Here is a 12,536-nt window from a genome sequence, read left to right as displayed (position 1 = left end):
GATTCGCACGATGGCAGTAGTCGGCACCGGACTGATCGGCACGTCCGTGGGGCTCGCGGTGAGCCGCCACGGCGTGACCGTCCACCTCATGGACCAGGACGAGACGGCGGCGAGAACCGCAGCGGCGCTGGGCGCCGGGATCCTGGCCGCCCCCGCCGGGCCGGTGGACCTGGCGGTGCTCGCGGTGCCGCCCGGCCGGCTCGGCCGGGTCCTCGCCGAGCAGCAGCTGCGCGGCCTCGCCCGCGCCTACACCGACGTCGCGAGCGTGAAGGCCGCGCCGGAGCGGCACGCCCTGGCCGGACTCGCCGACGCCTCCTCCTACGTGGGCGGCCACCCGCTCGCCGGCCGGGAGAAGTCGGGGCCGCTCGCCGCCCGGGCGGACCTCTTCGAGGACCGCTCGTGGGTGCTCACCCCGTCGGAGGCCACCTCGCAGGAGACCCTCAACCGGGCCCTGGAGACGATTGCGCTGTGCGGCGCCGTGCCCGTGCTGATGGACAGCCAGGCCCACGACAGCGCCGTGGCACTGACCTCGCACGTGCCGCACGTGGTGGCCAGCCTCATGGCCGCGCGCCTGCAGCACGCCCCGCGCGAGGCGGCCCGGCTCGCCGGGCAGGGCCTGCGCGACGTCACCCGCATCGCCGCGGGCGACTCCCGCCTGTGGGGGGACATCCTGCAGTCCAACGCCGCCGCCGTGGCCGGCGTCCTGCGGGAGCTCCAGGCCGACCTCTCCGACCTGCTGGCCGCGCTCAATGAGCTGTCGGCCGCCCCGGCGGGCGGCAACCCGCCCGGCCTCGCGCGCCTGGTCGACCTCCTGGACCGCGGCATCGCCGGGATGGGCGCGATCCAGGGGCGCGGCGGTACGCAGGCCGCCGGCCCGGTGCGGCTGCGGGTGGCCCTGGGGGACCGGCCGGGGGAGCTGGCGCGGATGCTCGCCTCGGTAGCCGGCTTCGGCATCGGGGCGGACGACGTGACGCCGCGCAGCGGCGGTGCTTCCGGGCTGGAGGTGGAGCTGGGCGTGGCGCCGCTCAGGGCGGAGGAAGTGCTGCGCAGGCTCGTACGGGACGGCTTCGAGGCGGTCCGGGCCGACCGGCGCGTCCTGACCGGCGCCATGCCGTAACCCACCCCACCGACGCCGAGCGGGGGCGGACCGGGTTCATCCGGTCCGCCCCCGCTCTTTCGTGGGTGAGGGTCAGTGCGCCCGGGCCCTGCGGTGCTGTGCCGCCTTCGCCCGGTTTCCGCAGATGGCCATCGAGCACCAGCGGCGCCGCCTGCCCACCGACTTGTCGACGAAACGGCCGCTGCAGTTGTGCCCGTCGCAGATGCGCAGCCGCGTGCGCGTGTCCCCGCTGCCGAGCAGCGTGGCCGCGTCGACGGCGATCCGGCACAGCGCGCGGCGGGCGTCGGACGGCGCGGTGTCCGTGACGAAGACGGCGGTGCCGTCCTGCACGTCGAGGCGCGAGGGGTGCTCGCCGAGGCGCGCCAGCCACACGTTGATCGTGCCGGCCGCGGCCCCGGGGAACGGCTCGCCCGCGACGCTCGCCCGGTACCCGGCGTCGATGGCCTCGCGCAGCTCCCTCGCCTCCTGCAGCAGCGCGTCGTCCACGGCGACGTCCGGCGGGGTGACGCCCGCCTCGGCGAACCACTCGGCGAGGTCGCCGGGGCCCACCAGCAGTTCGCGGCCGCCTTTGAAGCGGTCCCGGAGGGTGTTGACGAAGTCCACGCTCAGCCGGCCCCCGTACCAGACCCAGCGCTCCGGCACTTGGCGATCTTGCACCTGTTCCACAGCCATAACCCCATGATAGGTTACCGGGACCGAGTAACCGTACTACCGGTTAGCAACCGGGAGAGAGGTTGTGCGATGACCCAGCAGGCAGCGGCGGAAGCGCCGAAGGGCGGGTGGCCGGGCGCGGCGAAGGTCTGGCTCCTGGCCCTCGGCATGTTCGCGATCGGCACGGATCTGTTCATCGTGTCCGGGCTGCTGCCCGCGCTCGGCGACGAGCTGGACCTGTCGACGGCCGCGGCCGGCCAGACGGTGACCGTCTTCGCCATCACCTACGCCGTAGCCGCGCCGATCCTGGCGAGCGTCACGTCCCGGCTCGACCGGCGCACGCTGCTGCTGGCCGTACTCATCGTCTTCGCCGTGGGCAACGCCCTCTCGGCGTTCGCCCCGAACTACGCCGTGCTGCTCCTCAGCCGCGTCGTCGCCGGTGCCTCCGCAGCGCTCTACGCCTCCACCGCCTCCGCCGTCGCCGCCCGCATCACCGCCCCCGAGCGGCGCGGGCGCGCCCTCGCGATCGTCTACGCGGGCATGACCAGCGCCATCGCCCTGGGCGTCCCGATCGGCAACGCCATCGGCGAGCTCTCCTCGTGGCGCTGGGCGTTCGGCTTCGTCGCCCTGCTCGCCCTCGTCACGGCGCTCGGCGCCGCGGCCGGCATCCCGTCGGTGGAGGGCAACGCGGGCCTGGGTGTCCGCGAGCGCCTGGGCGCCGTGCGCATCAAGCGCGCCCCCACCGCCATGCTGACCACCACGCTGTGGGTCGTCGGCACCTTCGTCGTCTACACCTACCTCGGCACCGTGCTGGAGAAGGTCAGCGGCGCCGCCGACGCGGACCGGACCTGGCTGCTCCTGGTGTTCGGCATCGGCAGCTTCGCCGGCGTCATGGGCGGCGGCCGGCTCGCCGACCGTGTCGATGCGACCCGCGGCCTCGCCGCCACCGTCGCCCTGCTCGCCGCCGTCCTCGCGGCGCTCACGCTCGCCCTGCACTCCGTCGTCGGCGCCGCGGTGGGACTGGCCGTGTGGGGCCTGGTGCACTGGGCGAGCTTCCCGCTCATCCAGCACCGCCTGCTGGCCATCGGCGGGAAGAACGGGGACATGCTCCTGGCGCTGAACAACAGCGCCGTCTACATCGGGCAGACCGCGGCGGCCGTGGTCGGCGGGCTCTTCGCCGACGCCGGCCACCTGCGCCAACTGCCGCTGGCCGGCGCGGGCTTCGAGGTGCTCGCCCTCGTCGTCCTCGCGATCGGCGCGCGGGCCGCCCGCCCGGCGGCGAGCGCCGCCACCACGGTGACGGCGGCGCCGCAGACGTCCGCCGGAGCGGTGGACAGCCGCCCCTGACGACCGGGGCCAACTCATCGGCACACAGCACCACAAAGGGGGATCCGGGCCACATGATGAACCTGCGGCGCCTGAAATACTTCGCCGTGCTCGCCAAAGAGCTCCACTTCGGACGGGCGGCCGAATCGCTGGGGATCACGCAGTCGGCACTGTCGCAACAGGTCAAGGCCCTGGAGAAGGACGTCGGCGTCGATCTCATCACCGGCCGCGGGGCCAAGGGGGCCGAGCTCACCGAGGCCGGCCGGGAGCTGGTGGAGGGCGCGGACCGGATCCTCTCCCTCTGCGACGACCTCACCGCCCGCCTGCAGGAGGTCGCGACCGGCCGGGCCGGCTCGATCGGCCTGGCCTACAGCCTCTCCGGCGCGTCCCTCGGGCAGCAGGACATCGTCGAGGAGTTCCGCAAGCGCTTCCCGGCGGTCCGGGTGGAGACCGACTCCGGCTGCTCGGCGCGCAACATCGACATGCTGCGCGACGGCCAGGTCGACGTCGCCTTCATCCGGCAGGAGGCCCGCTGCCCCGAGGTGGACTCCTTCGTCCTCGCCGAGGAGGAGCTCGTGGCCGTCTTCCCCTCGGGCCACCGCCTCGCCTCCTCCCTGCGCATCACGCGCGAGCAGCTGCGGGAGGAGCCGCTCGTGATGTGGCCGAGGAAGCTCGCGCCGGAGCTGTACGACCGCATCGTCGGCCAGGTGTGGGGCGAGGTCTCCCCGCACATCGTCCAGGAGGAGCCCGACTACGAGAGCGTGTGCGCCTTCGTCGAGCGGGGCACGGCCGTGGCCGTCATGGACCGGCGGGTGGCCGAGCGGTTCGTCCGGCACGGCATGGCCGTACGCCGCTTCACCGCGCCCGTCCCGGTGACGAAGATCGCCGTGGCCTGGCGCAGGGCCACCCGGTCGCTCGTGGTGGACCACTTCCTGTCGGTGGCCCGCTCCAACAGGCACCAGCTGGTCGGCAGCCACCGCACGCCGCGCGGCGTGCAGTACACGGACCTCGCCGGGGTGGAGATCTCCAGTACCGCCTAAAACGGGCAAGCCGGGCGGCTCGGGCGAAGCCACAGGGCTTGCCCGGGCCGCTTGGCCGAAGTCACAGAATGCGATGCCAGTTCGCCACAGCGCCCCGCAATCGTGGATGATGGGTCCAGGAACCTCAGCCCGATCCGGTGTCGGCCCGGTCTGACTCCCCACCCGCTCTGTACGTAAAACCGCAGGTGAGAGAGCCAGTATGCGTTTCCTTAATGACCAGAAGCCGCCGTACGACCTGACGTACGACGATGTGTTCATGGTGCCGAGCCGCTCCGCGGTCGGATCCCGCCAGGCCGTGGACCTCTCCGCGCCGGACGGGACCGGCACCACCATCCCCCTCGTCGTCGCGAACATGACCGCGATCGCCGGCCGCCGCATGGCGGAGACCGTCGCCCGCCGCGGCGGCCTGGTCGTCATCCCGCAGGACATCCCGATCGAGGTCGTCACCGACGTCATCTCCTGGGTCAAGAGCCGCCACCACGTGCTCGACACCCCGATCGTCCTCAGCCCCTCCCAGACCGTCGCCGACGCGCTGTCGCTGCTGCCCAAGCGCGCGCACGGCGCCGGCGTCGTCGTCGACGCGGACCACCGCCCCGTCGGCGTCGTCACCGAGCACGACCTGACCGGCGTGGACCGCTTCACCCAGCTGTCCGAGGTCATGTCCAAGGAGCTCCTCCTCCTCGACGCGGACATCGACCCGCGCGAGGCCTTCAACCAGCTCGACGCCGCGCACCGCAAGCTCGCCCCCGCGGTCGACAAGGACGGCCGCCTCGCGGGCATCCTGACCCGCCGGGGCGCCCTGCGCGCGACCCTCTACACCCCCGCCACCGACGCCGAGGGCAAGCTGCGCATCGCCGCCGCCGTCGGCATCAACGGCGACTTCGTGGGCAAGGCCGAGCAGCTGCTCAAGGCGGGCGTGGACACGCTCGTCATCGACACCGCGCACGGCCACCAGGAGACGATGATCTCCGCGATCAAGGCCGTCCGGGCGCTCGACCCGCAGGTCCCGATCGTTGCGGGCAACATCGTCGCCGCCGACGGCGTGCGCGACCTCATCGAGGCCGGCGCGGACATCATCAAGGTCGGTGTGGGCCCGGGCGCCATGTGCACCACCCGCATGATGACCGGCGTGGGCCGCCCGCAGTTCTCCGCCGTCATGGAGTGCGCCGCCGAGGCGAAGAAGTACGGCAAGCACGTGTGGGCCGACGGCGGCGTCCGTCACCCGCGCGACGTCGCCATGGCCCTGGCCGCGGGCGCGTCCAACGTGATGATCGGCTCCTGGTTCGCGGGCACGTACGAGTCCCCGGGCGACCTCCAGCAGACCGCCGACGGGCGCTTCTACAAGGAGTCCTTCGGCATGGCCTCGGCCCGCGCGGTCCAGAACCGCACCTCCGAGGAGTCCGCGTACGACCGGGCCCGCAAGGGTCTGTTCGAGGAGGGCATCTCCACCTCGCGCATGTTCCTCGACCCCGCCCGCCCGGGCGTGGAGGACCTGATCGACTCGATCATCGCGGGTGTCCGCTCCTCCTGCACCTACGCGGGCGCCGGCTCCCTGGCCGAGTTCGCCGAGCGTGCCGTCGTCGGCGTCCAGAGCGCCGCCGGCTACGCCGAGGGCAAGCCGCTGCACGCCAGCTGGCAGTAACCCCCGCACGGCCCTGAAAAGGGGCGCGGTCCGATCCGGACCGCGCCCCTTTTTTGTGTTTTACGGAGATCATTCCGGTTCGCCGGGTCGCGCCCCTTTTTTACTCCCCATGTACCGATTCATAACGTGACGTGCAACGATCACCTGTTCTGGCCACCCGGACGCAATGATCAGCCGGGCATACGCAAGAATGGTGCATTACGAGCGCGGGCCCTGACCTCGTAGGGTCTGCGCAGAACGTGGAGTGGCGGGTACCGCTTGCTCGGCGGTACCCCTCGCTACGGGATTGCTCTGCCATGTCGGCGCGCCCCCGGGTCCCGCCGCGGAACCCCTGCTTCCGGACCGGTACCCCCGACCGGCAGTCATGAACGGAGCAACCCCGTGTTGGACCAAGGCACTGCGCCACCTGCCACCGGCGGCAAGCAGCTTCCCCCGCTGCAGTCCACCGGCTTCGGCGCCCGCCTGATGCGCCGCAAGCCCGTCGAGCGTCTGGTCGCCGAGGGCGGCCAGGGCGAGGGCGGCAGCCTGCGCCGCTCGCTCGGCATGTGGCAGCTGACCATGATCAGCATCGGTGCCACGCTCGGCACCGGCATCTTCGTCGTGCTCGGCGAGGCCGTGCCCGACGCCGGCCCGGCCGTCGTGATCTCCTTCGTCCTCGCCGGCGTCACCGCGCTGTTCTCGGCCCTGTCCTACGCCGAGCTCGCCGGCACCATCCCGGTCTCCGGCTCCTCGTACTCCTACGCCTACGCCACCCTCGGCGAGGTCATCGCCTGGGTCTGCGGCTGGTGCCTGATCCTGGAGTACGGCGTCTCCGTGGCGGCCGTGGCCGTCGGCTGGGGCCAGTACCTCAACGAGCTCCTCGAGGGCACCATCGGCGTCACCATCCCGGCCGCCCTGGCCAACCCGCCCGGTGCCGACGGCGGCATCTTCAACCTGCCCGCCCTGCTCGTCGTGCTGCTGTGCATGGCCTTCCTGATCGGTGGCGCCAAGGAGAGCGCCCGCGCCAACGCGATCATGGTCGGCGTGAAGATCGTGGCCCTGCTGCTCTTCTGCGCCGTGGCCTTCATGGGCATCCGCGCCGGCAACTACGCCCCGTTCATGCCGCTCGGCCTCGGCGGCGTCAGCGCCGCGGGCGCCACGCTGTTCTTCTCCTACATCGGCTTCGACGCCGCCTCCACCGCCGGTGAGGAGGCCAAGAACCCGAAGAAGGACCTGCCCAAGGCGATCATGCTGTCGCTGCTGATCGTCACGGTGCTGTACGTGCTGGTCGCGGCCGTCGCGGTCGGTGCCATGCCGTGGGGCGACTTCGAGGGCTCCGAGGCCGCCCTCGCCGGGATCATGAAGGACGTCACCGGCCAGAGCTTCTGGGCCGTGCTGCTCGCCGCCGGCGCCGTCATCGCCATCGCCAGCGTCGTGCTCACCGTCCTGTACGGGCAGACCCGCATCCTCTTCGCGATGTCCCGCGACGGTCTGGTCCCCAAGGCCTTCGCCAAGGTCAACCGCAAGGGCGTGCCGATGGCGAACACCGTGATCGTCTCGCTGTTCTGCGGCATCCTCGCCGCCGCGGTCCCGCTCGGCCAGCTCGCCGACGCCACCAGCATCGGCACGCTCTTCGCCTTCGCCCTGGTGAACGTCGCCGTCATCGTGCTGCGCTTCACCCGCCCCGACATGCACCGCAGCTTCCAGGTGCCGCTCTCGGGCGTGCGCGTTCCGCTTCCGTTCGTCCCGGTGCGGGTTCCGCTCGGCCTGCTCTTCCCGGTGCTGGGCTTCGCCATGTGCCTCTACATGATGCTCAGCCTGGACGTCATCACCTGGCAGGTCTTCGGCGGCTGGATGCTCGTCGGTCTGGTGATCTACTTCTTCTACGGCATGCGCCGGTCGCGCCTGGCCGTCGACGGGGCGGCCGGGGCCGTCCTGGCGAAGGAGCCGGTGGCCGCCGAGGCAGCGGCCGAGGCCGGTGCGAAGCCCGCGGCGAAGTCCGTGGTCGTGGCCAAGTCCGGGGCCAAGCCCGGTGCGAAGCCTGCGGCGAAGGCCGGGGCCGCGACGGCCAAGAAGGGCGCCGCCCGCACCCAGCAGGCGGCGAAGGCCGGAAACGCGGCCGGGGCCGGGGCCACGTCCTCTGCGAAGGCCGCCGGCAAGGGCCGGCCGAAGCCGCGGAAGAAGGCGCGCGGCAAGAAGAAGTGATCCCTTCCACGCCACTCCCGTGATCCCGCCCGCCGGGTCCGCCGTCCGCGGACCCGGCGGGCGGACCCGGGAACACGTGTCGGGAACACGGCCGGGTACGTGATCTACTGCTGGTAGTAGCAGTAGCTGGTTACCCGTAGAAATGTGATCCACCCGCCGTGCGATTGAATGAGCTCGACGAACGCATCGTGCACGCCCTGGCCGAGGACGCCAGGCGCTCCTACGCCGACATCGGCGCAGAGGTCGGTCTGTCGGCGCCCGCCGTGAAACGGCGCGTGGACAGGCTCCGCGCCGAAGGCGCCATCACCGGGTTCACCGTCCGCGTGGACCCGGCGGCCCTCGGCTGGGAGACCGAGGGGTTCATCGAGATCTACTGCCGCCGCAACACCTCGCCCGAGGCCATCCACCGCGGCCTGTCGCGCTACCCCGAAGTGGCGTCCGCCTCCACCGTCACCGGCGAGGCCGACGCCCTCGTGCAGGTCTTCGCCTCCGACATGCGCCACTTCGAGCGCGTGCTGGAGCGCATCGCGGGGGAGCCCTTCGTCGAGCGCACCAAGTCCGTGCTCGTGCTCTCCCCGCTGCTGCGCCGCTTCAGCTCGGGCGCGCCCTCCTGACCTCTGCGCCTCTGCGCGCAAGGGCGTGCAAGGACTCCCCGCCATACTTGCGCCATGCGCAAAGAAGCAGCTGAGAGCCCTTCCCCGGCCGGCCGGCTGGCCAACGTCGACCTGAATCTGCTCGTCGCTCTCGACGCCCTCCTCGCCGAGGAGAGCGTCACGGCCGCCGCCGACCGCATCGGCCTGTCCGGCCCCGCCATGAGCCGCACCCTCGGCCGCATCCGCCGCGCCCTCGGCGACCCCGTGCTCGTCCGCGCCGGCCGCCGGATGGTCCCCACCCCGCGCGCCCTCGCCATCCGGTCCGAGGTGCGCCGCGTCCTCGCCGACGCGCACTCCCTGTTCACCGCCGCGCCCGCGGACCCGGCGACGCTGGAGCGGGTCTTCACCCTCAGCTCCCACGACAGCCACGTGATGGCCTTCGGTGCCCCCCTCCTCGGCCGCGCCGCCCGGGAGGCGCCCGGCGTCACCCTGCGCTTCCTCGCCGAGGACGCCTCCGGCGTCCCCTCCCTCCGCGACGGTGCCCTCGACCTGGAGATCGGTGTCATCGACCGCAACGAACCCGAGATCCGCGTCGAACCCCTGATGACGGACCGCATGGTCGGCGTCGCCCGGCCCGGCCACCCCCTCCTCGAGGCGCCCGTCACCCTGCGCCGCTACGCCGCCGCGAGCCACCTCCTCGACTCCCGGCGCGGCCGGCTGTCCGGGCCGATCGACGAGGCCCTCGCCGCCCGCGGACTGCGCCGCCGCGTCGTCGGCACGGCGCCCACCTTCGCCTCGGCCCTCTTCGTCATCGCCGGCAGCGACGCCGTCGGCCTCCTCCAGGACCGGATCGGCGGCCCGGCCGCCGCCGCGCTCGGCCTGCAGACCTTCGAGATCCCCCTGGACCTCCCGCCGGTGACCATCTCCATGGCCTGGCACCCGCGCCACGAGGCGGACCGGGGCCACCAGTGGCTACGGGATGTCGTCCGCGACATGGTACGCATGACGGGTGGGTCGCTCACGGATGGCACCGCCGGGCCGCTGGGCGGTGGCTGATCGCCGTCGCGGCGGAAGTGAGGGGGCGGAGGCCCCTTCAACCGTGACCGTGAAGGGTGCAGCCCTTCACCTGCCGCCGCCGCGGCGCGCAACATCCACGGACGTGTCCGGCGGTGCCGTACCCGCCTCAAGCACCTCCCGCACAACGAATCGCACCGAAACGCAGGAAAGGCGCAACGAATCGTCCACCTCCACGCAACGGACGTGCCTTGTCCGGCCGGGACGGCGCCCCGTACCGTCAAGGCGTCTTAACGCGACGCCCCCGCAGGGGGGCCGCGCACCCCCCCTCCGGACCAGGTGAAGTGAGGCCGCATGACGCCGCCGCGTATCGCGCTGTACCAGGGCCCCGCCGGCGTTCCCTCCTCCACCTCGGACAGCCTCGTCGCCCTCGACGGCGCCGCCCGCCGGGCCGCCGCCGCGGGAGCGCGGATCCTGCTCACCAACGAGCTGTTCCTCACCGGCTACGCCCTCGGGGACGCGGTCCGGGAGCGCGCCGAGCCGGCCGACGGCCCCGGCGCCCGTGCGGTCGCCCGCATCGCCGCCGAGCACGGCCTGGCCGTCGGCTACGGCTACCCCGAGCGCGACGGAGCCGACGGCGGCACGGTCTACAACGCCCTGCAGCTCATCGGCCCCGACGGCGCCCGCCTGGCCAACTACCGCAAGACCCACCTCTTCGGCGCGTACGAGAGCGCCCACTTCCGGCCCGGCTCCGAGCCCGTCGTGCAGGCCGACTTCGCGGGCCTCCGCCTCGGCCTGCTGATCTGCTACGACGTCGAGTTCCCCGAGCCGGTGCGGGCCCACGCACTGGCCGGCACCGAGCTGCTGCTCGCCCCCACCGCGCTGATGCGCCCGTACGAGATCGTCCCGCAGACGATCGTCCCGGCCCGCGCCTGGGAGAGCCAGCTCTACATCGCCTACGCCAACCGCTGCGGCGACGAGGGAGACTTCACCTTCGCCGGCCTCAGCTGCCTCGCCGCCCCCGACGGGACCGTACGGGCGCGGGCGGGCAGCGGCGAGGACCTGATCGTCGCCGACGTCGACCCGGCGCTGCTGAAGGCCTCCCGCGCCGAGAACACCTACCTGGCCGACCGGCGTCCGGAGCTGTACGCCTCACTCGTCTGACCCACCGCCTCCGGGCCCCTCAGAGCCGCAACCCCCACTTTTCGCAGGAGAGTTCAGCCGATGACGTCCATGGTGCCCACCGCCGCCCACGACGAGCCGTCGGAGCCGGCCCTGCCGCCGATCACCATGGTCGGCCCGGACTTCCCCTTCCCGTACGACGACTTCCTGGCCCACCCGGCGGGCCTCGGGCAGATACCGGCGACCGGGCACGGCGCCGAGGTCGCCGTCATCGGCGGCGGCCTGTCGGGCATCATCTCCGCCTACGAGCTGATGAAGATGGGCCTCAAGCCCGTCGTCTACGAGGCCGACAAGATCGGCGGCAGGCTGCGCACCGTCGGCTTCGAGGGCTGCGACCCCTCGCTGACCGCCGAGATGGGCGCGATGCGCTTCCCCCCGAGCTCCACCGCGCTGCAGTACTACATCGACCTGGTGGGCCTGGAGACCAAGCCCTTCCCCAACCCGCTGGCGCCCGACACCCCGTCGACCGTCGTGGACCTCAAGGGCGAGTCGCACTACGCGCAGACCATCGACGACCTGCCCCCGGTCTACCGCGAGGTCGCCGAGGCGTGGAACGCCTGCCTGGAGGAGGGCGCGGACTTCTCCGACATGAACCGCGCCCTGCGCGAGCGCGACGTGCCGCGCATCCGGGAGATCTGGGCGAAGCTGGTCGAGAAGCTCGACAACCAGACCTTCTACGGCTTCCTGTGCGAGTCGGAGGCGTTCAAGTCCTTCCGGCACCGTGAGATCTTCGGCCAGGTCGGCTTCGGCACCGGCGGCTGGGACACCGACTTCCCCAACTCCATCCTGGAGATCCTGCGGGTCGTCTACACCGAGGCCGACGACCACCACCGCGGCATCGTCGGCGGCAGCCAGCAGCTCCCGCTGCGCCTGTGGGAGCGCGAGCCGGAGAAGCTCGTCCACTGGGCCCCGGGCACCTCGCTGTCCTCGCTGCACGGCGGCGACCCGCGCCCGGCGGTGACCCGGCTGCACCGCACCGCGGGCAACGGCATCACCGTCACCGATGCCTCCGGCGACATCCGCACGTACAAGGCGGCGGTCTTCACCGCCCAGTCGTGGATGCTGCTGTCGAAGATCGCCTGCGACGACTCGCTGTTCCCCATCGACCACTGGACGGCGATGGAGCGCACCCACTACATGGAGTCCTCCAAGCTGTTCGTGCCGGTGGACCGGCCGTTCTGGCTTGATAAGGACGAGGAGACCGGGCGGGACGTCATGTCGATGACGCTCACCGACCGGATGACGCGCGGCACCTACCTGCTGGACGACGGGCCCGGCAAGCCGGCCGTCATCTGCCTCTCGTACACCTGGTGCGACGACAGCCTCAAGTGGCTGCCGCTGTCGGCGAACGAGCGCCTGGAGGTCATGCTCAAGTCGCTCGGCGAGATCTACCCCAAGGTCGACATCCGGAAGCACATCATCGGCAACCCGGTGACCGTCTCCTGGGAGAACGAGCCCTACTTCATGGGCGCGTTCAAGGCGAACCTGCCGGGCCACTACCGCTACCAGCGGCGCCTGTTCACCCACTTCATGCAGGACCGCCTGCCCGAGGACAAGCGCGGGCTCTTCCTCGCGGGCGACGACATCTCCTGGACCGCCGGCTGGGCGGAGGGTGCCGTGCAGACCGCGCTCAACGCCGTGTGGGGCGTCATGCACCAGTTCGGCGGAGGGACCGACCCGTCCAACCCGGGCCCGGGCGACCGCTACGACGAGCTCGCGCCGGTCGAACTGCCCGAGGACTGACGGCGGGTCCTCCCGGACCGCCGTCCACCGGACCGAGGCCCCCC

The 12,536-nt window shown here is 72.3% G+C and carries 9 protein-coding genes and 1 pseudogene; 9 read left to right on the top strand and 1 reads right to left on the bottom strand.

Annotation, left to right across the window (positions count from 1 at the left end; genetic code table 11):
* Position 1: 1 nt before the first annotated feature.
* Positions 2–1,117, top strand: coding sequence for a prephenate dehydrogenase (locus tag FGW37_RS05720; protein ID WP_425506637.1), 1,116 nt, complete (start codon positions 2–4; stop codon positions 1,115–1,117).
* Positions 1,118–1,189: 72 nt separating this feature from the next.
* On the opposite strand, the gene FGW37_RS05715 is transcribed toward FGW37_RS05720, so the two are convergent.
* A complete protein-coding gene (locus tag FGW37_RS05715) occupies positions 1,190–1,789 on the bottom strand; it encodes a CGNR zinc finger domain-containing protein (RefSeq protein WP_179080066.1) in 600 nt (199 codons plus the stop codon).
* 69 nt (positions 1,790–1,858) lie between these two features.
* Here FGW37_RS05715 and FGW37_RS05710 point away from each other — a divergent pair, with 69 nt between their 5' ends.
* The 8 genes and pseudogenes from FGW37_RS05710 to FGW37_RS05675 all read left to right on the top strand — a co-directional run bounded on the left by FGW37_RS05710 (position 1,859) and on the right by FGW37_RS05675 (position 12,492).
* Complete coding sequence (locus FGW37_RS05710; protein ID WP_179080065.1) at positions 1,859–3,115, top strand: MFS transporter; 1,257 nt, start codon at positions 1,859–1,861, stop codon at positions 3,113–3,115.
* Positions 3,116–3,168: 53 nt separating this feature from the next.
* Positions 3,169–4,134, top strand: a complete 966-nt coding sequence (locus tag FGW37_RS05705; protein WP_179080064.1) for a LysR family transcriptional regulator — start codon at positions 3,169–3,171, stop codon at positions 4,132–4,134.
* Between the two features lie 199 nt (positions 4,135–4,333).
* Positions 4,334–5,776 carry a GuaB1 family IMP dehydrogenase-related protein gene (locus FGW37_RS05700; protein ID WP_179080063.1) on the top strand — a complete coding sequence of 481 codons (1,443 nt, stop codon included), beginning with the start codon at positions 4,334–4,336 and terminating at the stop codon, positions 5,774–5,776.
* A 381-nt stretch (positions 5,777–6,157) separates the two neighbouring features.
* Positions 6,158–7,666: pseudogene (locus FGW37_RS05695) on the top strand (amino acid permease); the annotation flags it as partial.
* A gap of 452 nt (positions 7,667–8,118) precedes the next feature.
* Positions 8,119–8,574 carry an Lrp/AsnC family transcriptional regulator gene (locus tag FGW37_RS05690; RefSeq protein WP_030365350.1) on the top strand — a complete coding sequence of 152 codons (456 nt, stop codon included), beginning with the start codon at positions 8,119–8,121 and terminating at the stop codon, positions 8,572–8,574.
* A 54-nt stretch (positions 8,575–8,628) separates the two neighbouring features.
* A complete protein-coding gene (locus tag FGW37_RS05685; RefSeq protein ID WP_179080062.1) occupies positions 8,629–9,609 on the top strand; it encodes a LysR family transcriptional regulator in 981 nt (326 codons plus the stop codon).
* Positions 9,610–9,921: 312 nt separating this feature from the next.
* Entirely contained in the window at positions 9,922–10,731 is an 810-nt protein-coding gene (locus FGW37_RS05680) for a carbon-nitrogen hydrolase family protein (protein WP_179080061.1), read from the top strand.
* Positions 10,732–10,791: 60 nt separating this feature from the next.
* On the top strand, positions 10,792–12,492 hold the full coding sequence (locus FGW37_RS05675; protein WP_179080060.1) for a flavin monoamine oxidase family protein: 1,701 nt from the start codon (positions 10,792–10,794) through the stop codon (positions 12,490–12,492).
* The last annotated feature ends 44 nt before the right edge of the window (positions 12,493–12,536 follow it).

This window comes from Streptomyces rectiverticillatus, assembly GCF_013394065.1.
In the GTDB taxonomy this organism is placed as follows: domain Bacteria; phylum Actinomycetota; class Actinomycetes; order Streptomycetales; family Streptomycetaceae; genus Streptomyces; species Streptomyces rectiverticillatus.
This window is presented reverse-complemented; position numbering and strand designations above follow the sequence as displayed.

What these genes read in the sequence shown, in the direction of transcription:
- FGW37_RS05715 (WP_179080066.1), bottom strand. Translation starts at nt 1,789, where the DNA reads ATGGCTGTGGAACAGGTGCAAGATCGCCAAGTGCCGGAGCGCTGGGTC.
- FGW37_RS05710 (WP_179080065.1), top strand. Translation starts at nt 1,859, where the DNA reads ATGACCCAGCAGGCAGCGGCGGAAGCGCCGAAGGGCGGGTGGCCGGGC.
- FGW37_RS05705 (WP_179080064.1), top strand. Translation starts at nt 3,169, where the DNA reads ATGATGAACCTGCGGCGCCTGAAATACTTCGCCGTGCTCGCCAAAGAG.
- FGW37_RS05700 (WP_179080063.1), top strand. Translation starts at nt 4,334, where the DNA reads ATGCGTTTCCTTAATGACCAGAAGCCGCCGTACGACCTGACGTACGAC.
- FGW37_RS05685 (WP_179080062.1), top strand. Translation starts at nt 8,629, where the DNA reads ATGCGCAAAGAAGCAGCTGAGAGCCCTTCCCCGGCCGGCCGGCTGGCC.
- FGW37_RS05680 (WP_179080061.1), top strand. Translation starts at nt 9,922, where the DNA reads ATGACGCCGCCGCGTATCGCGCTGTACCAGGGCCCCGCCGGCGTTCCC.
- FGW37_RS05675 (WP_179080060.1), top strand. Translation starts at nt 10,792, where the DNA reads ATGACGTCCATGGTGCCCACCGCCGCCCACGACGAGCCGTCGGAGCCG.